23 protein-coding genes, 1 tRNA gene and 1 pseudogene are annotated in these 22,502 nt (G+C 34.5%); 7 read left to right on the forward strand and 18 right to left on the reverse strand.

The annotated features are described in order from the left end of the window. Window positions 1–519 precede the first annotated feature (519 nt). Window positions 520–1,920: a hypothetical protein gene (locus AAGD69_RS04120; RefSeq protein WP_341811741.1), complete on the forward strand. Its 1,401-nt coding sequence runs from the start codon at window positions 520–522 to the stop codon at window positions 1,918–1,920. A 199-nt stretch (window positions 1,921–2,119) separates the two neighbouring features. Here the strand turns inward: AAGD69_RS04120 and AAGD69_RS04125 are convergent, their stop codons facing one another. The 11 genes from AAGD69_RS04125 to AAGD69_RS04175 all read right to left on the reverse strand — a co-directional run bounded on the left by AAGD69_RS04125 (window position 2,120) and on the right by AAGD69_RS04175 (window position 9,050). Next, window positions 2,120–2,932 (reverse strand): transposase family protein, encoded by an 813-nt coding sequence (locus AAGD69_RS04125; RefSeq protein ID WP_410529814.1) that lies wholly within the window; start codon window positions 2,930–2,932, stop codon window positions 2,120–2,122. Between the two features lie 284 nt (window positions 2,933–3,216). After that, window positions 3,217–3,894 carry an SGNH/GDSL hydrolase family protein gene (locus AAGD69_RS04130; RefSeq protein WP_341812643.1) on the reverse strand — a complete coding sequence of 226 codons (678 nt, stop codon included), beginning with the start codon at window positions 3,892–3,894 and terminating at the stop codon, window positions 3,217–3,219. 96 nt (window positions 3,895–3,990) lie between these two features. Next, complete coding sequence (locus tag AAGD69_RS04135; protein ID WP_341811743.1) at window positions 3,991–4,197, reverse strand: hypothetical protein; 207 nt, start codon at window positions 4,195–4,197, stop codon at window positions 3,991–3,993. A gap of 207 nt (window positions 4,198–4,404) precedes the next feature. Then, window positions 4,405–6,321, reverse strand: coding sequence for an RNA polymerase sigma factor RpoD (gene rpoD / locus AAGD69_RS04140; RefSeq protein WP_341811744.1), 1,917 nt, complete (start codon window positions 6,319–6,321; stop codon window positions 4,405–4,407). Between the two features lie 123 nt (window positions 6,322–6,444). Beyond that, window positions 6,445–6,771: a cation:proton antiporter subunit C gene (locus AAGD69_RS04145; protein ID WP_253307288.1), complete on the reverse strand. Its 327-nt coding sequence runs from the start codon at window positions 6,769–6,771 to the stop codon at window positions 6,445–6,447. Beyond that, window positions 6,768–7,187: a Na(+)/H(+) antiporter subunit B gene (locus tag AAGD69_RS04150; RefSeq protein WP_341811745.1), complete on the reverse strand. Its 420-nt coding sequence runs from the start codon at window positions 7,185–7,187 to the stop codon at window positions 6,768–6,770. The genes AAGD69_RS04145 and AAGD69_RS04150 overlap by 4 nt, the downstream gene beginning before the upstream one ends. Continuing rightward, window positions 7,180–7,707, reverse strand: coding sequence for a DUF4040 domain-containing protein (locus AAGD69_RS04155; RefSeq protein WP_341811746.1), 528 nt, complete (start codon window positions 7,705–7,707; stop codon window positions 7,180–7,182). Before AAGD69_RS04155 ends, AAGD69_RS04150 begins: the two co-directional genes overlap by 8 nt. A 1-nt stretch (window position 7,708) precedes the next feature. Beyond that, window positions 7,709–7,996: a monovalent cation/H(+) antiporter subunit G gene (gene mnhG, locus AAGD69_RS04160; protein WP_096617042.1), complete on the reverse strand. Its 288-nt coding sequence runs from the start codon at window positions 7,994–7,996 to the stop codon at window positions 7,709–7,711. Window positions 7,997–8,002: 6 nt separating this feature from the next. Next, window positions 8,003–8,248 (reverse strand): monovalent cation/H+ antiporter complex subunit F, encoded by a 246-nt coding sequence (locus tag AAGD69_RS04165; protein WP_164224944.1) that lies wholly within the window; start codon window positions 8,246–8,248, stop codon window positions 8,003–8,005. 28 nt (window positions 8,249–8,276) lie between these two features. Continuing rightward, the gene (gene rpoZ / locus AAGD69_RS04170; RefSeq protein WP_253307286.1) at window positions 8,277–8,693 is read right to left on the reverse strand and encodes a DNA-directed RNA polymerase subunit omega; all 417 of its coding nucleotides are present in this window, start codon (window positions 8,691–8,693) and stop codon (window positions 8,277–8,279) included. A 60-nt stretch (window positions 8,694–8,753) separates the two neighbouring features. Then, window positions 8,754–9,050 (reverse strand): helix-turn-helix domain-containing protein, encoded by a 297-nt coding sequence (locus AAGD69_RS04175; protein ID WP_253310011.1) that lies wholly within the window; start codon window positions 9,048–9,050, stop codon window positions 8,754–8,756. Window positions 9,051–9,485: 435 nt separating this feature from the next. Between AAGD69_RS04175 and purE the strand changes: the two genes are divergently transcribed. The 5 genes from purE to AAGD69_RS04200 all read left to right on the forward strand — a co-directional run bounded on the left by purE (window position 9,486) and on the right by AAGD69_RS04200 (window position 14,441). Beyond that, a complete protein-coding gene (purE, locus tag AAGD69_RS04180; RefSeq protein ID WP_341811747.1) occupies window positions 9,486–9,977 on the forward strand; it encodes a 5-(carboxyamino)imidazole ribonucleotide mutase in 492 nt (163 codons plus the stop codon). 7 nt (window positions 9,978–9,984) lie between these two features. Then, window positions 9,985–11,844 carry a DNA mismatch repair endonuclease MutL gene (gene mutL / locus AAGD69_RS04185; protein ID WP_341811748.1) on the forward strand — a complete coding sequence of 620 codons (1,860 nt, stop codon included), beginning with the start codon at window positions 9,985–9,987 and terminating at the stop codon, window positions 11,842–11,844. Window positions 11,845–12,026: 182 nt separating this feature from the next. Continuing rightward, entirely contained in the window at window positions 12,027–12,839 is an 813-nt protein-coding gene (locus AAGD69_RS04190) for a transposase family protein (protein WP_410529809.1), read from the forward strand. Window positions 12,840–12,882: 43 nt separating this feature from the next. Continuing rightward, complete coding sequence (locus AAGD69_RS04195) at window positions 12,883–13,632, forward strand: hypothetical protein (RefSeq protein WP_341811749.1); 750 nt, start codon at window positions 12,883–12,885, stop codon at window positions 13,630–13,632. A gap of 209 nt (window positions 13,633–13,841) precedes the next feature. Then, the gene (locus tag AAGD69_RS04200) at window positions 13,842–14,441 is read left to right on the forward strand and encodes a TIGR02217 family protein (protein WP_341811750.1); all 600 of its coding nucleotides are present in this window, start codon (window positions 13,842–13,844) and stop codon (window positions 14,439–14,441) included. Here AAGD69_RS04200 and AAGD69_RS04205 read toward each other — a convergent pair. Together AAGD69_RS04205 and AAGD69_RS04210 are read right to left on the reverse strand one after the other, a co-directional pair. Continuing rightward, complete coding sequence (locus tag AAGD69_RS04205) at window positions 14,434–17,079, reverse strand: 2-oxoglutarate dehydrogenase E1 component (protein WP_341811751.1); 2,646 nt, start codon at window positions 17,077–17,079, stop codon at window positions 14,434–14,436. The two genes, AAGD69_RS04200 and AAGD69_RS04205, sit on opposite strands and share 8 nt — an antisense overlap. Window positions 17,080–17,157: 78 nt before the next feature. Beyond that, a complete protein-coding gene (locus AAGD69_RS04210) occupies window positions 17,158–17,451 on the reverse strand; it encodes a hypothetical protein (protein ID WP_341811752.1) in 294 nt (97 codons plus the stop codon). Window positions 17,452–17,647: 196 nt separating this feature from the next. Between AAGD69_RS04210 and AAGD69_RS04215 the strand changes: the two genes are divergently transcribed. Further along, the gene (locus tag AAGD69_RS04215) at window positions 17,648–18,460 is read left to right on the forward strand and encodes a transposase family protein (protein WP_410529815.1); all 813 of its coding nucleotides are present in this window, start codon (window positions 17,648–17,650) and stop codon (window positions 18,458–18,460) included. Between the two features lie 148 nt (window positions 18,461–18,608). On the opposite strand, the pseudogene AAGD69_RS04220 reads toward AAGD69_RS04215, so the two are convergent. The 5 genes and pseudogenes from AAGD69_RS04220 to rpmA form a co-directional block, all read right to left on the reverse strand. Beyond that, window positions 18,609–19,955: pseudogene (locus tag AAGD69_RS04220) on the reverse strand (IS110 family transposase). Window positions 19,956–20,175: 220 nt separating this feature from the next. Next, window positions 20,176–20,781 (reverse strand): TenA family transcriptional regulator, encoded by a 606-nt coding sequence (locus tag AAGD69_RS04225; RefSeq protein WP_341811754.1) that lies wholly within the window; start codon window positions 20,779–20,781, stop codon window positions 20,176–20,178. 125 nt (window positions 20,782–20,906) lie between these two features. Continuing rightward, a complete protein-coding gene (metK, locus tag AAGD69_RS04230; RefSeq protein WP_265016733.1) occupies window positions 20,907–22,079 on the reverse strand; it encodes a methionine adenosyltransferase in 1,173 nt (390 codons plus the stop codon). A 64-nt stretch (window positions 22,080–22,143) separates the two neighbouring features. Then, a tRNA-Ile gene (locus tag AAGD69_RS04235) sits at window positions 22,144–22,220 on the reverse strand. A gap of 9 nt (window positions 22,221–22,229) precedes the next feature. After that, on the reverse strand, window positions 22,230–22,499 hold the full coding sequence (gene rpmA, locus AAGD69_RS04240; protein WP_096617064.1) for a 50S ribosomal protein L27: 270 nt from the start codon (window positions 22,497–22,499) through the stop codon (window positions 22,230–22,232). Window positions 22,500–22,502: the final 3 nt, after the last annotated feature.

Genomic DNA, 22,502 nt, shown 5'->3' on the forward strand with positions numbered 1-22,502 from the left:
TATGTGCACCTTATCTCTTCACAACATTTCTAGGTTTTTACCTATATAAGCTGAAACGCGCTTATAAAGCGTTTAAGACAGTATAGTACGCCAATTTGCAGGATTAGAGAGTGACAACTAGCTAACACGGGGTTTCTTTTGCCTTTTTTTCTGCTTAGTAAATTTCTTAAACATTTATGACTAAAGGTTAGTTGCAATAAAAAGCAACTGAGTGGCGGTTATTAAACGTTTAAAACATAAAAAACGCCAATGTTTTAAAATAGATATTAGTCGGGGCTTCTTTTGCCTTTTTTTTCGTTTAGTAAATTTCTTAAATATTTATGGCTAAACGACAACCGTCATCCCTGTAAAGGTCAAGTATCCCGCTACTTGTTAGCGGGATCTGGAGATACCGCGGCGGTATGACGTAGGGAAATCTTACTTATTATAGCTATAGTTCTACATGAATTACAAAAGTAATATTTACTAGATCTTAATATTTTAGATCTATATTTTAATAAATAATGAGCTGTAATTAGTATGAATGATCCATTTAAAAGTGAGAACTATAAAAAAAATCTCGACTCCTTGATAGAAGCTATAAAGCTGAAAAATATTGGTGAACAATATAATAAAACAGTGAGAGATTTATCCCAGACATTAGAGAGTTTTACAGATAAGGCAGAAGATGTAGCTAAGTTTGTTATATGTAGTGACTTGAATAATTATATAGAACCGGTGAACAAAAAGCCATCAGGTTTTTTTGGAATATTCAAGGAAACATTTAATAAAATCTTAGGAAAAGATGATTCAATTCAGGATAACGATATAAGAAATTTTGCTAATGATAAATTGCCCAGTCTTGCTGAACAAATAACATTCGAATACCTAAATGTTTTAAAGAAAATTTCAGATTTAGAGCAAAGTAAAAAAAATCAGGAGGAACATAGATTGTATGGAGTGAACTTAGAGGATAGAACAGCGTCAAAGCAAGAAGAAAATCCTTTATATGAGCTACAAGCAGAAGATTCAGGCTATGGAAGTTCATTAAATGAAGAGCATGAATATGAAGACATATCAAATTATCAAGAGAAAAAGCAAAAGGAAAATCCTTTATATGAGCAGAGAGAAGATTTAGGCTATGGAAGTTCATTAAATGAAGAGCATGAATATGAAGACATATCAAATTATCAAGAGAAGAAGAGTAAAATTTTAATAGAAAATTCGCAGAGTTCAAAATCGCCCAAAGAAGAGCCAATTTATGCAACAGTTTCTAAAGAACATATAGAAGCAAAAAGAGAACGTAAGCAGAAACAACAACCTCAATCCCTCGTACTACCAAAACCACCAAGAGCACCGCAAGTGCCAAAAAAAATGTTTACTACTGGTCAAGAAGTTAGACAAGAATCGAAAGTGGTAGTCAAAGATAAACCTGCAGTACCGCCAAAGCCTAAAAATCTAAGCCGTGCTGATCAAAAAGTAAGCACAGAGCCAAAAGTAGTAGAAGTAATTCTTAAAAAATCAGCTGAAAGTAAACCTACAGTACCACTAAAATCTGAAAATCAAGACAATAGGAAATCAGCACAAAAAGCTGCTGGTAAGGCGATACCAAAAGTAGCAGCAGCTACTATGAAAGGAGGAGCTAATCGCGAGATGGGCAGTAAAGTAAAGGCATTAAAAGAAAAATTTGAGCAAAATCAAGCAAAAGGAAATGCTAATGTACGGCTTGCTGAAAGCAAAACTACCCCAGCAGCACAAGCGGATATCGGTGTGAAGAAAAAACAATCTCATTCATTTCTAACAGAGAATAAAAGATCTGCAACGAAACACATAACAGCAAAATCTGATCCAAAATCTCATGTCAGCAAAAATCCTCCTTCCACACAAGTAAGTGTTAAGGAAATGGTTGCACAAATTGAGAAAGGAAAAGGAGGAAGATAGTAACATTTGGGGATGTTTAAAAAAACATATGGTCAAGTCAAGAGATTGTGAGCAAACTTAGGAAATTATAGCTAAACTAACTTAGATTTACCGACAATTTGAAAAACCGTCATTCCGCTACTAGTTAGCGGAATCTATAGACCTGCTGCGAATCAAGCAATAAAAAGAAGGAAAGGAGGGTGACTAAAATCAAGGTTAACTAAAAGGCGTGCTTAAGATTCACAATACCAGCAATAATATTGAACCTCAGGTTGTATTTTTTCTGAAAATTGCGGTAAACATGAGACATAATCTTAAATATCTTTATCTCACGGATCTTATTTTCTACTCTCATTCTAAATGATGCTAATCTTCTATTATGCTCTTTCTGCTCTGGAGTTAATGGCTTTTTACGATACTTTTTATATGGAATTATAACATTGCTTTGCAATTTTTGCCAACCTTGATATCCAGAATCGGCATATTTTATGCTATCGATTGGTAAATATTTTTCTTGTTTCCTTATGCGAAAATCATTAATTCTACCACGATATGAATTTGACACTGATAAAATTCTTCCACCTTCTTCGATAACAATCTCAGTTTTCATAGTGTTGGTTCTTTTTTTTCCTGAATATGATTTCTTCCGTTTTTTACTATCTTCTGGTCTCTGTATTTGCTGTTCTGTAACATCAGCCAGAATCTTCAGTATTTTTTCTGGTGTCATACTTCTATCTTTTGTTATAGTAACTTTTTTGGCAAGTAATGGCTCTATTTTCTTCAGTAACCTACATACATTTGCGTTGTGCACATTGAACAGGCACCCTAAAAATCTATGTGTTATGTAAGTGCGATAGTACAAAATTACGCAAAATAACTTATCTTCTAGAGTTGGTAGTTGTGATCTTCTACCATGGCACTTTTTCTGTTTTTCAACTCTTTCCCACCCAGACCTCACTTTTTCCACTACCTTTTCGAACTCCTCTATAGTTAAACCTGTTATATTACGAAAGTTTCTTGGGTGTTTCTTCATGTTATAGTAACTAAAGCTCATTTTTTTACCTTACTCAATCTGCTTATTCTTCTTCTACTTCTCTCACATTATTTTTTCAATCACCTTTTGCAGCAGGTCTTATGCCAAGATACCGCGATTTATTCGCGGTATGACGTAGGAAAACCTTTCTTGGGTTAGCTATAGGCAGCAATTTTCTGTATTTATTTTAAATTGAAGAAAGCTCAAATGAAAGATCGTGTTTTGCTAAAAATCACAGAATGCAGTCTGGTTACTATTTAAAAGGATATGTTCAAAAAACTGTGTCAAATCAACTCATACACTTCATTACCAACTTCATGATGAAGTTCTGCAGTTGGATGGAAATAATCAAAAAAGAAATAATCCTTTAGTGTTTCTTCGCTACACCCAGGGTTATAGTGAACGTCAAGTTCCCCTTTAAATATCAACTTTAAGAGTATTTTTATATTTTCTTTAAATCCCCCAATTTGGTCTGCAATGTTCGATGTGCATGCATCTTGACAATTTAAACCTTTGCTCTTGTATTCGCTAAGCATACTTTTCATTTTAGAGTTAAGATCAAATGCTTTTATTTCAAGATTTGTACTTTTCTTCATATAATCTAAGCCATTAGCCAATTTTGCATTGAAACTCTCTGTGAGCTTCGTAGCTAGTTCCCTTGCTTCTTCATCTCTATTAAAAGCTGGTATTGAGCCAACTTCAGGTGCGTTTGCAACAACTACATGCTTAACACCATGTTCATTTAGAACCTTAAGTGCATTACATATTTCACTCACTGCTTGTTCCAACACTTCTTCCGCTTTAGTATCGTCATAAGCAGTGGCAACCATAACATCATTTCCGCCGATTATGATACAAAATAAATCTTCTTTACCTATATCTGGATGATGTTTCATTACCGCATCTAGCTGGTTAGCTAAACGAAATTTATTGAAGAAATAAGAAAAAATAGGGTCAAAAATTTCAGACGCTGTTGCACATGAAACTGCATAGTTTTAACCTTGCTGTTCGTGGTATCTACCAAAAAATGAATAACTCCACCCAGGTTTAAATTCGTCTCAATCTAAATATTTTGCTACATATTCAACAGCAGTAGGGCCATTGCTAAAAGATCCTCCTTGATAAAAAGGGTCATCAAACTTTACGCTTTTTGCAAAGGATAAGTTATTTAAAATTCCAATGATTGCGCCATTATCGGATAAACTATCACCCAGAACATAAAAATTTCTATACTTTGAATTAGAATTGTCATTTTTGTTTGTCATAATATTTACCGTAGATTAGCATGTTGTTTCATTAGATTCATAAAAAAAAATAGCGGTGCAACTTTTTTACAACCCCCATTTTAAACTTTATTGTGCATTTCCTTCATATCATACCTTTTTGAAAAAACGTTTTATTTTAAAAACGCTCTGACTTTTTCTCCACTTTTTCCGGGCAAAATCAGCTTCTTCTTAACTTGACACGTATACTTAAAAGAACCCTCTAAGTTTTCTAGCGCGGCTTGGATGTTTCAACTTGCGCAGTGCTTTTGCCTCTATTTGCCTAATTCTCTCACGTGTTACATTAAAAATTTTTCCTACTTCTTCTAAGGTATGCTCCTTCCCATCTTTACCAAGGCCAAAACGCATTCTTAGAATTCTTTCTTCCTTTGGTGTCAAAGTTGCAAGAATATTGGTTGTAATGCCACGCAAGTCAGCAAGTATTGCAGCATCCTCTGGTCTGGAGACTCGCTTATCTTCTATACAATCACCGAAGGTACTACTATCATCCTTTCCTGTTGGAGCTTCAAGACTTACTGGGTCCCTTGCTATTTTCATAACTTTGCGTATTCTTTCCAGTGGCATTGTCAGTTCTATACTTAATTCCTCTAACGTCGGCTCTCTTCCCATCTCATGATTCATTTTTCTTAATGCTCTGTTGATTTTACTGATAATTTCTACCATATGAACTGGTATTCTAACTACTTTAGACTGCTCAGGTATTGCCCTAGTGATTGATTGTCTTACCCACCAAGTGCCATAAGTTGAAAATTTATATCCACGTTTGTAATCAAACTTATCCACGGCCTTCATAAGACCAATACTGCCTTCTTGTATCAAATCAAGCAGATCAAGGCCTCTTTTTGAATACTTCTTAGCAATGGAAACTACTAGCCTTAAGTTAGCCTTAATCATCTCTTGCTTTGCTTCAGAGACTTCTCGTTCGTGTTTTTGTATTCTCCTAATTAGCTCCTTAAATTCTTGCACGTTATCTTCCTGTATATGCTGCTTAATACCGTTCAAAGTACTAGCTATATGTTCAGAGTTATCGTCTATAAACCTTAAAAATTTGTTTTTTAATTCACCTGTAAAAGAGGACTGATTTTCATTGATCTTTAAAAGACTTATCTTTTTCAATTCGTGCTTTAAAAGCACGTCATCATAAACTTTATAGAAACTTTCTCTATCGATATCGTATTTTCTAGCCTCAGCAATAAGATTAGCCTCTTCAAGCGTGATGGATCTATTTATCTTATAAAGTTCTTGTGTAATTCTGGCAACAGCAGCATCACTTAACTTAATTTGTAATGCTATATACCATATTTGACTATATAAATTCTCTAGTTCATCAGAGGAATCTTTAGAATTTTTTCTTAATACCAATGCTTCATTTGTTAAAGTAATTATCTCATCCAATGCAACTATGACCTTTGGCAATAAGTCACTTTCCATTTCAAGAATAGAAACATTTAAATTCGCTGAATTTATATCTTCATTATCACCGTCTTTCTCATCATCACTACAGTACTCAGCATCTTCAGAAACATCCTCAGAATCCTCAACATCTTCAGCACTTTCTTCACTCTCTTCTTTGGGTACCACATTAAAGTCAGAGTTATAAATTGCATCCAGATCTATAATTTCTCTCAGTAAGAGAGCTCCACTACTTAAATCATCACGCCATACTTTTATCACCTTTAATGTTACTGATGTTTCAATTATTGCACGTAACATGTTATGCTTTTCAGATTCAATTTTTCTTGCTATCTCGATTTCATCTGCCCTTGACAAAAGCTTTACAGAGCTAATGTCTTGTAAATAAATCCTCACTGGATCATCATTTTGTACTAAAGTTGCAGTAACATTTGGCGATGTGTCATCATCATCAAGTTTACTATCATCACTGTTGGAAGGAATATCTTCTTCATCTTCGCTACTTTCAAGCACATTAATTCCGGAATCCTGCAATAAAGATATAGCATCATCTATAAAATCAGACGAAAAATTTTCATCTGATAATTTATCATTTATATCATCAAAGGTGACAAAACCACCTTTTTTTATACTTTTAGTTACAAGATCTCTGATAATTTTTTTCTTATCTTCTGCATCATTAATAGTTGACATCATTACCTTTATAGTTTATAATTTTATTTCTTATTAACAAATAAACTTACAACGAGCAAGTCTATAATTTTACTTTTAACTTGTGGCTATTTGTTACTTCATATAGTTTAAGATACTGTTAATTTATGTACACTTGTCTTGATCAATTGTTCCATACTTTTCTTCCATTTTTACTGCTATGGACAATCCAACTGAAAATGTTGCAATTCCAACCACTATAGCAGTAAGCATTAAAACATGAGGTATAGGATTGCTATATGAATAAAAATTTGAAACCAATATAGGAGGCAAAGAACTTTTTATATATCCTAGAGATATGTAAAACAACAAAACAGATGCTTGGAAGACGCTTACCCCTATCATTTTCTTGATTAAATTTTTATCGTTTATAATAATATATAAACCTAGCACCATTAATACAATAATAATCGTATAATTATATAAAGTCATTGTTTTTTCCTACGAGTAAAATTCATATATATAATTAACATAGAGGAGCAGACAGTAAATGCTACACCTAATTCCACCAAAAAAATACCCAATTTTTGACCGGTTCTATTATTGGCTGACAAGATATCATAAGATAAAAAATTTTTGCCAAGTAAAGTTGTTGCAACGCCCGTTCCTCCATAAATTAAAATACCTAACACGTTAGTCAATCTAATCACAGAATAAGGTATTGCTTTTAGAGTTGTAGATACACCAAATAGCATTGAATATAATATTATCCCGGAGGCAATAATTATTCCTGCTTGAAAACCTCCACCCGGAGTGTAATCGCCGTGAAATTGTATGTATAAACCAAATAAAATGATAAAAGGTATCATCAAAAATGTTACTGCATTTAATATCGGATCTTTAATCATTTTCTTTTTCTTCTTTTAATATCAACGTTATACAAAGCGCAGCAGTAAAAACTACTATAGTTTCTCCAAACGTGTCATAACCACGAAAGCTTGCCAAAACAGCTGTCACTATATTAGGAATACCGGTAGCTTTTTCGGTATTTTCCACATAATAAGGAGCAACATGCAAGTGGATCGGAGCATTGTGGCTGCCAAAATCTGGCAATTGAATCATAAAATATGACAAACATACAGCCAGAAATAACATAAAAAAAAGCGTTATAGGGTTATGAGATAGATTTACTTTATGATTCTTTATCAAGGAGAGTGCTGCAAACGTAAAAATCGTACTGAGCCCCGCACCAACAGAAGCTTCAGTAATTGCAACATCAGGTGCATTCATAATTAAGTATATAAGCGCAATAAGTGAACTAAATACACACATTAGAACAGCACTTACGACTAAATGTCGCGAGAAGACTATAAAAACCGTAACTATTAGTAACAACAAAAGTAGCACTACATTTAATATTTCTAACACCTTAACCTTCTTTAACAGTTTTTTTCTTAACTTTATAATAAGTGCGCGCTAAAATATAGCCATTAGTTGAGCTAGCTACCCATATTATAAGAATTAATAATATTATTTTAACAGTATTGATTGAAAATCCATTCTGCAAAGCAAAACCAATTAACAATAGCGTTGCACCGCTAGAATCTGTAATACCTGCTGCATGTAACCTAGTATAGAAATCAGGAAATCTAATTACTCCCACACTTGAAATGATTACTGAACAAATGCCTAAAAATATAAGAACGGATCCTATCATAAATTATTAAAACAACATTAATCTCATTAGTGCTATAGTTGATATAAAGCTAACGCTAGCATACAACAATGCTATATCAATTAAAAAAAAATTATTCAGAATGATTGATATTGCTGTTATGAGTACAACTACTTGCGTTGAGAAATTATTGAACGCTAAAACCTTATTGTACACATCACTTGACTTAGACACTATGCGGCACAACATTACACTCATACAGAACAACAGTGTATAGATAGCAATGTGAAGCATTTAAAGACTATGTAACTTCAGTAGATTTCTAAACGGATACTTCTTCATCGCCATCTTGATCATTTATTTCATCATCTATTTCACCATCCACTTCATAATCTTGGCTTTCTTGACTTGCATCAAGATCTGTGTTAAATTGACCATCAGAAAAATTTAATAAATTCGCTAGCTTACTTGTATTACTGCTGTAAACATTATTCATATTTCCTTTCATGTACTCCTTGCATCTACCTACCAAAAGGTTAAATAGCTCATGAGTATCCACCTGTTTTTCTGCTATTTCATATAAGGAAACTATGGTGTTTTTATGGTCTTTAAACTGAACTGTTTGAACTGGATTACTTGCTCCTGTATTTAAATCATGTGTTCTTTGACTTGCCAATAGAACCAATTTGAAACGGTTACTTACCTGTTCTGTACACTTTTCTACAATAGACTCAGCCATAAGATACTACCTTAATAAGTTTTATACTATATCACAAAAAACAAGTTGTCAACTTTGTATCTATTGCGATTCAACTTCATGTTTTACTTTTTCTGCCTCAGATTTTATTTCTTGGCTTTCTGTCATCGTGATTGTTATTTCATGATCAAGTTTTTTTAGAAATCCTAACAATCGCTCTAAAGAAAAACCATCTATTTTACCATTTTTAATTTGTGATACCTTTGGCTGATCAATACCAAGTTTCTCAGCTGCAAAAGCCTGAGTCCAAGCATTTTTTTCTATAATTTTATTTATTATATAAAGCAACTTTGTTTTTATTGCCGCACTGTCTAAGTTATTTAACGATATTATTTCCATAATTCTTACACTCACATATCAATTAACTTTATTAAACATTATAACATAATATTTAATGTACCAAGATATTAATATCATATAACTTGTCAATAATTATATGATATCAAATTTAAAACTTTAAGTTGATTGTATATTAATATTTCAATCAAATTTCTAGTAATTTTAAATTACCATTTTACCATCAGCCTATCTGAAAAAATCATTTACAGAAAGAACAAGCTAAAATTACAAAGCTTGAAATACAAAAATAATTATTTTATAAATTTATCTTACATAAGAAGTTTATATCTCTATATCTTAACATAGATATTTATTTAAATTTTTAAAATTTCTATTTTAACGAGAATTCTATATATTATATTTATAATATAACTTAAATATTTGTTGCTTTTTAGCTGGAACACTATTTAGTTAGTAAGTAAAATTGTGTTGAATATGACAAAAATAAAAAAAGATGTTGCTGTTATTATGGGAAGTGAGTCAGATTACACCACTATGGTCCATACCGTCGATATGCTAAAAGCATTAGAAGTTTCACATGACATATTCATAATATCTGCACATAGAACACCAGAAAGGCTCTTCAATTTTGCTAAATCTGCACAAGAAGAAGGTTTTAAGGTTATTATAGCTGCTGCAGGAGGTGCAGCTCATTTACCTGGTATGGTTGCGTCATTAACTTGTTTACCAGTTATCGGCGTTCCTGTGCATAGTAAACAATTAAATGGGCTGGACAGTCTACTCTCTATAGTTCAAATGCCAAAGGGTGTTCCAGTTGCAACCATGTCTATAGGAGAAAATGGAGCATATAATGCTGCCATTACCGCCGTATCTATATTGTCAATTTCAAACAGTGAAATTGCAGGTAGGTTAAAAAAGTGGAGAGAGAGACAGACCAAAGAAGTAAAAGAAAAACCAGTTTCATAATAAATCTATGGCAATAATTCTTTTAGACACAAAAACCATAAACCGTATAGCAGCGGGGGAGGTGATAGAAAGGCCAGCAAGTGTAGTAAAGGAATTAGTGGAAAATGCAATAGATGCTGGAAGTTTAGAAATAGAGATCAAAATAGAAAGTGGTGGGCGTAACCTTATTATTGTGACAGATGATGGTAACGGAGTAGAAAAAAACGATTTAGAACTTGCGTTTATGCGCCATGCTACTTCAAAATTGAGCGATAGTGAGTTGATAGAAATCAAGCATCTTGGCTTTAGAGGAGAAGCTCTGCCTTCAATAGCAGCAGTAAGTAGGATAAAATTATCGTCTAAAGCAAGCGGAGCAAGTGAAGCATGGTCTATAAGTTATGAGGGTGGAGAAAAGATGGGGGAGCTAACTCCTTACTCTTTATCACAAGGGACACATATTGAAGTGCGAGATTTGTTTTTCGCTACCCCAAATAGACTAAAATTTCTAAAAACCGAAAGAGCAGAAACTCAAAGCATTGTTGATATTGTAAACAACCTAGCAATGATTAACTATCATATAGGGTTTACTCTCACTTCAGGTAATAAAAAGCTCTTAAAATACGCTAAGCAGACTTCGTTATTTCATAGATTGTGTGAAGTAGAAGAAGAATTTCAGGGCAATTCTTTGGAGGTCAATGAAGAAGAAGACGGCATCAAACTTACGGGACACATCTGTAAGCCAACCGTCAATCGTGGTAAGTCAACTCAGATCTATACATTTATTAATGGAAGGCCAATTAAAGATAATTTACTTATTGGTGCGGTTAGGTATGCATATCATGATTTTATTCCAAGCGATAGGTATCCTTTTGCAGCGTTACATTTAGAGATACCTTATGATCAAGTAGATGTAAATGTGCATCCAAATAAGTCAGAAGTAAGGTTTCAGAATAAGAAGCTCATATATGAGATAGTGACAAGAGGATTAATCAAAGCGTTGTCAAGAAGGATAGGCACCTTTGATGTCATTTCAGCTAGTGACCAGAAAACTACTAATACAATAGAGGGTTTTTTGAAAAGTTCATTATCAGATTCTTTTGATAAATCTGATGTTCAAAATGAATTTTATGAAAGAAGGCCAAGTCCTTTTGAAAATCAACTAATAAAAGAATTTGCTTCTCCAAATGAAAAAGCAAAAGGCTTATCAGAACAGTCAAAATCGTTTGATTATACCGGCATACAGAAATCCCCATCACAAGCGGAAATTATGGTTCTAGAAAAAAAGGTGTTAGAGCAAGTTGATTTGATAGAGAGCCACCCGCTCGGGTTTGCACGCTGTCAGGTCTATAATACTTACATTATTGCCGAGGTAAGAGACAAATTGATTATAGTTGATCAGCATGCAGCCCACGAGAGATTAGTATATGAATGCCTAAAACAAAAATCAAGTATAAAAAGACAAAAACTACTTCTTCCTGAAACGGTTGAAATCAAAAATCAAGCTGGAATGGAGATGATTGAAATCTATAAAGATAAGTTATTTGAAATGGGTTTTGATATTGAAACCAAATCAGAGAATAAAGTGATAGTAAAAGAAATCCCTGCAATTTTGGGAGCAATAGATGTGAAAGAGATGCTAATTAATATAGTGGGTAGATTAACGGAAATAGAAGATACATTGCCAGTAGAAGACAAAGTGAACAAGATATTGGCTACTATCGCTTGTCATGGATCAATTAGAGCAGGCAGGAAAATGAGGTTAGAGGAGATGAATGAGTTGTTAAGACAAATGGAAAAAACTCCATATTCCGGGCAATGCAACCACGGAAGACCAACTTATATAGAAATGAAATTGAGTGATATTGAAAAACTGTTTGAGCGCAGGTAATGAGGTTGCCATAAATATGTAAGTGCTCTTTCCTCGTCATCCAAGTAGCTCATAGAAACGGATTAAACAAAAAAACTTCCTTAGACCTGCTGCAAAAGGTGATTGAAAAAATAATGTGAGAGAAGTAGAAGAAGAATAAGCAGATTGAGTAAGGTAAAAAAATGAGCTTTAGTTACTATAACATGAAGAAACACCCAAGAAACTTTCGTAATATAACAGGTTTAACTATAGAGGAGTTCGAAAAGGTAGTGGAAAAAGTGAGGTCTGGGTGGGAAAGACTTGAAAAACAGAAAAAGTGCCATGGTAGAAGATCACAACTACCAACTCTAGAAGATAAGTTATTTTGCGTAATTTTGTACTATCGCACTTACATAACACATAGATTTTTAGGGTGCCTGTTCAATGTTCACAACGCAAATGTATTTAGGTTACTGAAGAAAATAGAGCCATTACTTGCCAAAAAAGTTACTATAACAAAAGATAGAAGTATGACACCAGAAAAAATACTGAAGATTCTGGCTGATGTTACAGAACAGCAAATACAGAGACCAGAAGATAGTAAAAAACGGAAGAAATCATATTCAGGAAAAAAAAGAACCAACACTATGAAAACTGAGATTGTTATCGAAGAAGGTGGAAGAATTTTATCAGTGTCAAATTCATATCGTGGTAGAATTAATGATTTTCGCATAAGGAAACAAGAAAAATATTTACCAATCGATAGCATAAAATATGCCGATTCTGGATATCAAGGTTGGCAAAAATTGCAAAGCAATGTTATAATTCCATATAAAAAGTATCGTAAAAAGCCATTAACTCCAGAGCAGAAAGAGCATAATAGAAGATTAGCATCATTTAGAATGAGAGTAGAAAATAAGATCCGTGAGATAAAGATATTTAAGATTATGTCTCATATTTACCGCAATTTTCAGAAAAAATACGACCTGAGGTTCAATATTATTGCTGGTATTGTGAATCTTAAGCACGCCTTTTAGTTAACCTTGATTTTAGTCACCCTCCTTTCCTTCTTTTTATTGCTTGATTCTCAGCAGATCTATAGATAATAGCAAAAAAACTGTAGGAGTAGTGAATTACATGAGGCATTTTGTGCCACTTCTTAGCGGAATACCTTCTGATATAACAGAAAGTCAACCAGTCTCTAGTGAAGAAATTCTTGGCGCAAGTAAAGAAGTTCCTCCCTCTGATCAACCAGATCAGAAACCACTAAAAGAAAGAACTGATAGAAGTATTGATAAAAGCAATTCACAAATTTCACAAAATCATGAAGCAACGGTAGAAGAAATACACAGTAAAGCTTTTAAAAATACAGAAGAAAGTCAACAAGTCTTTAGTAAAATTTCTGAAGATATGAGAAGAAATCAACCAGTCTCTAGTGAAGAAATTCTTAGCACAGATAAAAGAGTTTCTCTTTCTGATCAACAAGAACAAAAAGAAAGTCAACAAGTCTCTAGTGAAGAAATTCTTGGCACAGATAAAAGAGTTCCTACTTCTAATCAATCAGAGCAAAAAGTACAACAAGAAATAATTAATACCAACACTAGTGCGCCGGTTTTACAAATTCACACAGATAAAGAAATCCCTTCCTCTCATCAGCAAGAACAAAAAACACAACAAAAAGAAATACAAAAAAAATTAATTAATAATTACAAGAAAGAAGCTGTTTATGGCATAGTTGCTGTGATAGCTGCTATAGTATTCACAGCATCTGCTATAGCTGCTATCATTACTCAAGCAATTCCTTTTGCATGTCTTGCTGGAATTGCTTGAGTCGCTGCATGTGTTTGTGTATATCAATTAACGCAGAGTCATAAGAACATTAACGAACTGAAAAGTGAGTTAGAAGAAAATAGTACCCTTACTTTTCTAGAAGAAATAGGATTAAAAATGCACGGTCTTATTAATAAAGCAACCTTAAAAATTTAAGATCTTTCCTGTTTTTTCTACACCACCTCAATTTTACTTTCATAGGAGGACATATGTCATTCACAGAAATTAGATTTCCAGAAAATATATCTTATGGTTCCACTGGAGGACCGGAATTTTCCACTGACGTTGTAACAACTCATAACGGTTGTGAACAGCGCAACATCAATTGGTCTCATGCACGCACTAGATACAACATAGCTTACGGGATCAGATCAAACGAGCAGCTAACAGAACTAATAACATTTTTTCATGCACGAAAAGGTAAAGCAATAGGGTTTCGTTTTAAGGATTGGTCAGATTTTATAGCCATTAATCAAAAGATTGGTATAGGAGATAACAAAAAAACGACTTTTCAGCTAATCAAAACTTATGTAAATGGGGAAGATAAGCATATACACATGATCAAAAAGCCAGTACATGGGACAGTAAAGATTTATTTAAATGGTAAAGAAGAGAGTGAATATTCAGTAAATTATTCAACGGGAGAAATAACATTTATGAAGCCACCAGTAAAAGATGCGATAATCACTGCGAGCTTCGAATTTGATGTGCCCGTGCGCTTTGATACAGATTACTTAAACGCTTCTATTGATGACTATGGAAGCAATAGCTGGAATAACATTCCACTAGTAGAGGTGAAGTTTAATTAAGCTGCTTTAAAATTTCCTCCTGTTGCTGAGTGTGAACACTAGCATAACCACATGCAGGAGATGCAGCAGCAGGTCTTGCGATACACTTAGGTCTTTTTGCTTGAATATTGAGGTCAGATAACACCTCGTCTATCAATGGGTTGACAAAAAACCATCCCCCCATATTTTTTGGTTCTTCTTGACACCATATAATTTCAGCGTTCTTGTACTTTTCAAGTTCGCTGCTTAATTTATCGGCCGGAAACGGATAGAATTGTTCTAAACGTATCACTGCTATATCGTTTATTTTTTGTGTTTCAAGCATTTCAATTATATCGTAATAAACTTTACCACTGCATATTACAACTTTACGTATTTCATTATTTGAAACTAAACCTGTTCTACATTCTGGAATTACCGTGAGGAATTTTCCTTCAAAGTCAGATAGGTTAGAAACTGCTCTTTTATGACGCAATAGTGATTTAGGTGTAAACACTACTAAAGGCTTACGAAAGTCTCTATGCATTTGTCTGCGTAAGATATGGAAGTAATTTGCCGGAGTGGAACAATTAACTACCTGCATATTATCCTCTGCGCAGAGTTGCAAAAATCTCTCTATGCGTGCGGAGCTATGCTCAGGTCCTTGCCCTTCATAACCGTGGGGCAACAATAGAACTAGACCGCTTGATCGCAACCACTTTGTTTCTGCAGATGCGATAAACTGGTCGATCATAATTTGTGCACCATTTGCAAAATCACCAAATTGTCCTTCCCAGAGCACCAGTGAATACGGAGAATCAAGACTATATCCATATTCAAAGCCCATTACAGCATACTCTGATAAAGCGCTATCTATGACCTCAAAGTGAGCTTGCTTTTCATTTATATTGTTTAGCGGAATAAACGCTTCTTCTGTTGCCTGATCAACAAGCCTTGAATGACGGTGCGAGAAAGTCCCACGACCAGAATCTTGTCCTGATAAACGCACTCCTATTCCTTCTGTAAGCAGTGACGCAAATGCAAGACTTTCGGCAGTTGCCCAGTCTATATTGCTACCAGAATTTATGCTGTCTATTCTTCCATCGAGTATTTTTCTAACCTTATTGTTAATGTTAAAGCTACTTGGAATATTGCTATTTATATGCACACCCAATTTTTTCAACTCATCTGGCGGAACACCAGAATCCGTGTAGTATTCGCTCAAATCGTTCAGCTTTGCTCTTCTTAATTTTGACCATACTCCACCGAACCAGTCAGCTTTTTTTGGAGTGTAAGTCACTGATTCAGCAAGACTTTTATCTAATTTTGCCCTGAACTCACTGCGCAATTTATTTACCTCATCACCACTTAATACTTTCTCTGCAGTCAATTTTTCTTCATACAATGTTCCAGGAGTTTTATGTTTTGATATCAGCTTATACATAAGTGGCTGAGTGAAATTCGGTTCATCGCCTTCATTATGGCCGTATTTGCGGTAGCATATTATATCAATCACTACGTCCTTTTTGAATTTCTGCCTATATTCCATCGCCAGACTTGCAGCAAAACTCACAGCTTCCGGGTTATCTCCATTCACATGGAAAACCGGAGCTTCTATTGATTTTGCTATGTCAGTGCAATAAAAAGAGGATCGTGCGCAGCATGGGTTAGCAGTAAAACCAACTTGATTGTTTATAATAATGTGCACAATACCACCCACTTTATAACCTTCAATGTTGCTTAGGCTCAAGGTCTCGGCAACGAGACCTTGACCGATGAAAGCCGCATCACCATGAATTGATATGCCAAGCACAGACCTTATATTCTGTTTTGCTCTTATTCTTCCAGCCAAAACCGGATTTACCGCCTCAAGGTGAGATGGGTTAGGACATAAACTTAAGTGTATTTTTTTACCACCAGCAAGTGCTCGATCAGAAGAGTAACCAAGATGATATTTGACATCACCGGACACCTCAAGACCACTTGGGTGTGCGAGATTGCCTTGAAATTCAGATAGCATTGCTGCATATTCTTTGCCCATAACTTTGGTTAGAACATTGAGCCGTCCGCGGTGAGCCATGCCAAGGACTATTTCTTCAATACTAAAAGCTGCAGAATCACTAATGATTTTTTCAATTGCAACGATAGCTGATTCCCCACCTTCGATAGAAAAACGTTTATATCCAGGAAATTTCATATGGAGAAATTGCTCGAACATCTCAGATTCGATCAAGTGCCTCAGGATTTCCTTTTTATCTTGTAAACTCAGCGTATAGGTTTGATTTTCGACCTTTTCCTGCAGCCATATTCTCTCCTCATAAGAGGAGATATGCATAAATTCAAAACCGATATTCTTGCAGTAAATATCTCTGTAGATTCTAGTGTCACCCGTAGGAGAGAGATTCGAATATTTCTGATAATCTACTTCCTTATTCACATGGGGTGATAACGGATTAAGATCCGCAAAAAAATGACCGTAAGACCTGAAAAAATTTGCCAAACTAGAAACTGAATCATCCACCTTAGTTGCATTGCAGGGCTTCGCTTTGTTAATTTCTAAATTGCTTGAAAAAATTCTATACCAATCTTCCCCGATTGATTTATCGCCCTGCAGATAACGGCTATACATTTCTTCCACAAATTCTGCATTATCACCATAAAGGCAGCTTAAACTCGACATAATCACTATAAAAAGTATCAAATACTTATAAGTATAACTTAAGTTTTTTAAAAAAGAACTTTTTTTGACCTTTATAAGTTAAGCTGAGACGTTCCGAGAGCTACCAGCAGCACCTTGTCCTTGGCTATTTGTTACTTGTTCAGCATTAACTTCATCAAAATCAGGAGAAGGTTCTTTTGTTTTTGCGAAAAATGCAGCATATACAGCATTTTTAATGAAAAAACATGCAGCAAGTGCAAACACTGCTGTTGGTACATAGCACCAAGGAGATGCTATGCTAAACAAAGTAGCAGAAGCTACTATCAAGCAACAACAAGCAAGTCCTGCTTGGCTAATGAGATAACGTTTATCAACTCCACCATACTCAGCCATCAACCTTTTAACTTTATCATCGCTACCGTATGGCAAAACAAGTGTCTTAATGCAATTTATTATACCATTATTAGTAAAATATGGAGTGCGTTCTATAGACCTGCTGCAAAAGGTGATTGAAAAAATAATGTGAGAGAAGTAGAAGAAGAATAAGCAGATTGAGTAAGGTAAAAAAATGAGCTTTAGTTACTATAACATGAAGAAACACCCAAGAAACTTTCGTAATATAACAGGTTTAACTATAGAGGAGTTCGAAAAGGTAGTGGAAAAAGTGAGGTCTGGGTGGGAAAGACTTGAAAAACAGAAAAAGTGCCATGGTAGAAGATCACAACTACCAACTCTAAAAGATAAGTTATTTTGCGTAATTTTGTACTATCGCACTTACATAACACATAGATTTTTAGGGTGCCTGTTCAATGTTCACAACGCAAATGTATGTAGGTTACTGAAGAAAATAGAGCCATTACTTGCCAAAAAAGTTACTATAACAAAAGATAGAAGTATGACACCAGAAAAAATACTGAAGATTCTGGCTGATATTACAGAACAGCAAATACAGAGACCAGAAGATAGTAAAAAACGGAAGAAATCATATTCAGGAAAAAAAAGAACCAACACTATGAAAACTGAGATTGTTATCGAAGAAGGTGGAAGAATTTTATCAGTGTCAAATTCATATCGTGGTAGAATTAATGATTTTCGCATAAGGAAACAAGAAAAATATTTACCAATCGATAGCATAAAATATGCCGATTCTGGATATCAAGGTTGGCAAAAATTGCAAAGCAATGTTATAATTCCATATAAAAAGTATCGTAAAAAGCCATTAACTCCAGAGCAGAAAGAGCATAATAGAAGATTAGCATCATTTAGAATGAGAGTAGAAAATAAGATCCGTGAGATAAAGATATTTAAGATTATGTCTCATGTTTACCGCAATTTTCAGAAAAAATACAACCTGAGGTTCAATATTATTGCTGGTATTGTGAATCTTAAGCACGCCTTTTAGTTAATCTTGATTTTAGTCACCCTCCTTTCCTTCTTTTTATTGCTTGATTCTCAGCAGGTCTATAGATCCCGCTAACACGTAGCGGGATACTTGACCTTTACAGGGATGACGGTTGTCGTTTAGTTATAAATATTTAAGAAATTTACTCCTAAGAAACTCCCTTAACTAGCGCTTCTTGTTGAACTAATATGTAGCCAAATTCCTGTGCTTTTTTGATTAAATTTTTTACAACTCTCTCTTTGTAACGTGTTTCGTAATAGCTCATTCCTTTTTCCACATACTCTTGTCCATATTTCAACATTTGGTAAAAGATGCATGCTAATTTTCTTGCTGTAGAAGTAATTGCTTTTATTGCTCCTAGCCGTTTTTTTAATCTCCTACAATATGCACCCAATGCACTTTTACTATTTCCCACAGCATAAGCAGCCATTCGCAAGGCATTCGTAGCACGATTAATAACTTTACGAGTTTTTGTTCAAAATACTTTTTCTCCTGTAATCTTATTAGCAGGGCTAAGCCCTAACCATGAGGTAAAATGCCTTTCTGATCGCCATTTATTATGATTAATGCCAACTTCCGCAATAATGGTTTGTACAGTTAGTACATCAAATCCAGGAATTTTAGTGAAATCTATACCAGTTACACGATACAATTCCTCACGCAGGGTGAAATTTGGTCTGCCTCTTCTAGACTTATTTTTTTCCTTACCTAACTCTTTACTCTCATCGGACTTCGTCTCTAATGCTTTGTAATAGTTCTCTATACTTTTATCACATTCAATTATTTTTTCTTGAAAAAAATTATATGCTTCATATTCTTGCTTTAATACAAATAAATGTTCTTCTCTATAATCGCCTGTTAATGCTTTTGCTATAGTAGCCTTATCATTCTTCATATTCACACTTCTGAATTCAGCTAGTTTTTTAGGATTCCTTTCACCTTCTACTATTGCTTTAATAATTTGCATTCCTGTGACGCCAGTAATATCGCTTGTCACTTTATGTAAATGAATATTCATTTGTACTAACACCTTTTGCATGCGATTAATATGTTTAGCAGCGTTTTCAATTAAGTTTTTACGTTGCCGAACATAACCACGCAATACACACATTTGATCATCTGGCCTAAATGATCCTTGGATTAACCCATAACTATGTAGTTGTTGAAGCCATTGACAATCCTGAACATCTGACTTTCTTCCAGGTACATTTTTTACATGTCTTGCATTTGCAAGCTTTACTTCAAGTCCATATGATTCAAGTACTTGGAACAAAGTAATCCAGTATACTCCTGTTGACTCCATGGCTACTGTAGTAACTTTACATTTCTTCAGCCATTTTGCTATGTTATGGAGATCCTCTGTAAAGCAGCTAAATTTTTGTATACGCTGTTCATCACTTCCTTCTGGTACACATACATAATGTACAGCTGAACCAACATCTATTCCTGCTGCATCAGGATTCATGATCTCTAATTTACTTTTTGCTTTTTTCATAGTAACTCCCTTATTATAATTTGTAATAGGGAAACGCTTCAGCTTGGAACGGTTAGATAATACAATCTCCTAACCGAGGTAGCCTAAAAAACTCCATCAATGATTTGACCGTTCCTCCCAAAACCATGCTAAACGACGGGTACTTATGGCACCAGTGAAAATTTCGGTTATAACTTCAGAGGCGCTTCCTATACAACTATACTTAAAAACTACTAAAAACTTAAATTGAGGAGTTTCTTCCTGGTTTGACAGATTTCTTCTGTTCGGTGCTATACAGCTTATTCACAATCTCAGTTATAGCATCAGCTGTGTTATCCACTATATTAGTATTATAGAGATTAATCCATTTTTTATACTTATTGCTTGAAGGAATGCTATCTTTTACCGTATGTTGAAAGGTGATCTGACACATACCAAAACATGGATAAGAAGCTGCTAAGCCTTCAGCTACTGAATTATGGTATGCAGCACGCATGAAGAAATCAATAAAGGCAGAACTAGATTTCGATCTTTTGTGATTATCAGATGAGTTACATTCTGTAAACTGCTCCTCACATAGACTTCGCATACTGAATATTTTACGAGCTATAAAGGTTAATTTATCCATTATTTCAATATCATTAGCTCTAGCTGCAATAATTAAAAAAGCACGAGTGCAATCCACTAAGCATAAAAAAGTCTGTTGAACGTAGAACTTGAACTTCTTATAACTTAATTTGCCATTCATCAATTCAACATAAAAAGGATGTTCTTCTATTCTATCAATAAGATCAGATGATTCTTTTATAGCTATGCTACAGAATTCTTCTTCTATTACGTTATACATTTTATGAGCCTCACAATAAAAACTGAATATAATAATTATCACTAATATGGTATAATTATTATGAAAAAGCAATTATACTTCAACAATAAGCTAGTATATAAATATGAGGCTGTAAATCAAAAATTTTAGCAATCTAAAGAAATTTTACTATTACCTTCTATATTGAATTCTCTACAAAGATCAGCAGACAAGTTCATGCTTTCCCAAGAAAATCCACCGTCATTTTCTGACTCTTTACCAAAATGTCCATAACAGGCTGTACGTTTATATATAGGGCGATTAAGCGATAAATGCTTGATTATGCCTTTTGTTGATAAATCTATACTATTCTCGATAAACTCTTTAATTACTCTTTCCTCCACCGCATTCGTACCAAATGTATCAATATAGAATGAAGTAGGTTTTGATACACCAATTGCATAAGAAAGCTGCACAAGACAACGTTCAGCTAACCCTGCAAAGACAATATTTTTAGCAAGGTATCTTGCCATATAAGCTGCAGATCTATCAACTTTGGTTGCATCTTTTCCGGAAAATGCCCCTCCACCGTGTGGAATATAACCTCCATAGGTATCAACCATAATTTTTCGTCCGGTTAATCCACAATCACTAACCGGTCCACCAATAACAAATCTACCAGTTGGATTTACTAAGAGATTTTCCTCAGGACATATCCACCCTTTAGGTAAAGATGAAACTATGTAAGGATAAATTATTTCTTTTACTTTTGATTGATCCAAATCCTCAGGGTGCTGTATTGAGACAATAATACTTTCAGCACGTACCGGGAGGTTATTCTCATATGCCAAAGTGATTTGTGATTTTGCATCCGGACCAAGCTTTGCTTCTTTAACTGCGCTCATGATATTTTTCAGAATTGAGTGTGCATAAAAAATGGGTGCTGGCATAAGGTTTTCTGTCTCTGTTGTTGCATAGCCATACATTATGCCCTGATCCCCAGCACCTTGATCCAACCCTATTGCAATGTCATTTGATTGCTCATGCAGCAGTATATTTACCTTCACTTTTCTCCAGTGGAAACCATCATGCTCATAACCAATATCTTTTATTGTATTCCGTACAATACTTTCAATCCTGCTATTTTTGATGTTAGGTCCGAATACTTCCCCAGCTATAATAACGTTATCTTTGGTGACTAAAGTCTCTATTGCAGCTCGCGCAAAAGGATCAGTGAAAAGGTATTCATCAAGTATTGCATCTGAAATTTGATCTGCTACTTTATCTGGATGACCAGCCGCCACTGACTCACTGGTTACTAAATTTTTATATAAACTCATGCTTTAGGTTTCTGCTTATACAATACCAAAACCGCTATAAAAAACATAGTTAGTAATTACTAAATGGTGGGCCTGGGAAGAGTTGAACCTCCGACCTCACGCTTATCAGGCGTGCGCTCTAACCACCTGAGCTACAGACCCCTGATTTATTCAAGCTGAAGCTTTCATATTATCTGTAGGCAAGATATCAATAAAAGTCTTTTTATTTGCTGACCTTCTAAAGCTGACCCAGCCTTCTACTTTGGCAAAAATCGTATGATCTTTACCTATACCAACATTCTTCCCAGGATGGAATTTTGTGCCTCTTTGGCGCACAATTATGTTACCAGGAATAACCTTCCCATTCTTCTTTATTCCTAACCTACGACCTGCTGAATCTCTACCATTACAGGAACTACCACCTGATTTTTTAGTTGCCATATC

The organism is Wolbachia endosymbiont (group A) of Conops quadrifasciatus (genome assembly GCF_964027015.1).
Taxonomy (GTDB): Bacteria; Pseudomonadota; Alphaproteobacteria; order Rickettsiales; family Anaplasmataceae; genus Wolbachia.

What these genes read in the sequence shown, in the direction of transcription:
- AAGD69_RS04135 (WP_341811743.1), bottom strand. Translation starts at nt 4,197, where the DNA reads ATGACAAACAAAAATGACAATTCTAATTCAAAGTATAGAAATTTTTAT.
- AAGD69_RS04205 (WP_341811751.1), bottom strand. Translation starts at nt 17,079, where the DNA reads ATGTCGAGTTTAAGCTGCCTTTATGGTGATAATGCAGAATTTGTGGAA.
- purE (WP_341811747.1), top strand. Translation starts at nt 9,486, where the DNA reads ATGACAAAAATAAAAAAAGATGTTGCTGTTATTATGGGAAGTGAGTCA.
- AAGD69_RS04120 (WP_341811741.1), top strand. Translation starts at nt 520, where the DNA reads ATGAATGATCCATTTAAAAGTGAGAACTATAAAAAAAATCTCGACTCC.
- mnhG (WP_096617042.1), bottom strand. Translation starts at nt 7,996, where the DNA reads ATGATAGGATCCGTTCTTATATTTTTAGGCATTTGTTCAGTAATCATT.
- AAGD69_RS04190 (WP_410529809.1), top strand. Translation starts at nt 12,027, where the DNA reads ATGAAGAAACACCCAAGAAACTTTCGTAATATAACAGGTTTAACTATA.
- rpmA (WP_096617064.1), bottom strand. Translation starts at nt 22,499, where the DNA reads ATGGCAACTAAAAAATCAGGTGGTAGTTCCTGTAATGGTAGAGATTCA.
- metK (WP_265016733.1), bottom strand. Translation starts at nt 22,079, where the DNA reads ATGAGTTTATATAAAAATTTAGTAACCAGTGAGTCAGTGGCGGCTGGT.
- AAGD69_RS04215 (WP_410529815.1), top strand. Translation starts at nt 17,648, where the DNA reads ATGAAGAAACACCCAAGAAACTTTCGTAATATAACAGGTTTAACTATA.
- AAGD69_RS04150 (WP_341811745.1), bottom strand. Translation starts at nt 7,187, where the DNA reads ATGATTAAAGATCCGATATTAAATGCAGTAACATTTTTGATGATACCT.
- mutL (WP_341811748.1), top strand. Translation starts at nt 9,985, where the DNA reads ATGGCAATAATTCTTTTAGACACAAAAACCATAAACCGTATAGCAGCG.
- rpoZ (WP_253307286.1), bottom strand. Translation starts at nt 8,693, where the DNA reads ATGGCTGAGTCTATTGTAGAAAAGTGTACAGAACAGGTAAGTAACCGT.
- AAGD69_RS04210 (WP_341811752.1), bottom strand. Translation starts at nt 17,451, where the DNA reads ATGGCTGAGTATGGTGGAGTTGATAAACGTTATCTCATTAGCCAAGCA.
- AAGD69_RS04175 (WP_253310011.1), bottom strand. Translation starts at nt 9,050, where the DNA reads ATGGAAATAATATCGTTAAATAACTTAGACAGTGCGGCAATAAAAACA.
- AAGD69_RS04125 (WP_410529814.1), bottom strand. Translation starts at nt 2,932, where the DNA reads ATGAAGAAACACCCAAGAAACTTTCGTAATATAACAGGTTTAACTATA.
- AAGD69_RS04225 (WP_341811754.1), bottom strand. Translation starts at nt 20,781, where the DNA reads ATGTATAACGTAATAGAAGAAGAATTCTGTAGCATAGCTATAAAAGAA.
- rpoD (WP_341811744.1), bottom strand. Translation starts at nt 6,321, where the DNA reads ATGTCAACTATTAATGATGCAGAAGATAAGAAAAAAATTATCAGAGAT.
- AAGD69_RS04145 (WP_253307288.1), bottom strand. Translation starts at nt 6,771, where the DNA reads ATGACTTTATATAATTATACGATTATTATTGTATTAATGGTGCTAGGT.
- AAGD69_RS04200 (WP_341811750.1), top strand. Translation starts at nt 13,842, where the DNA reads ATGTCATTCACAGAAATTAGATTTCCAGAAAATATATCTTATGGTTCC.
- AAGD69_RS04165 (WP_164224944.1), bottom strand. Translation starts at nt 8,248, where the DNA reads ATGCTTCACATTGCTATCTATACACTGTTGTTCTGTATGAGTGTAATG.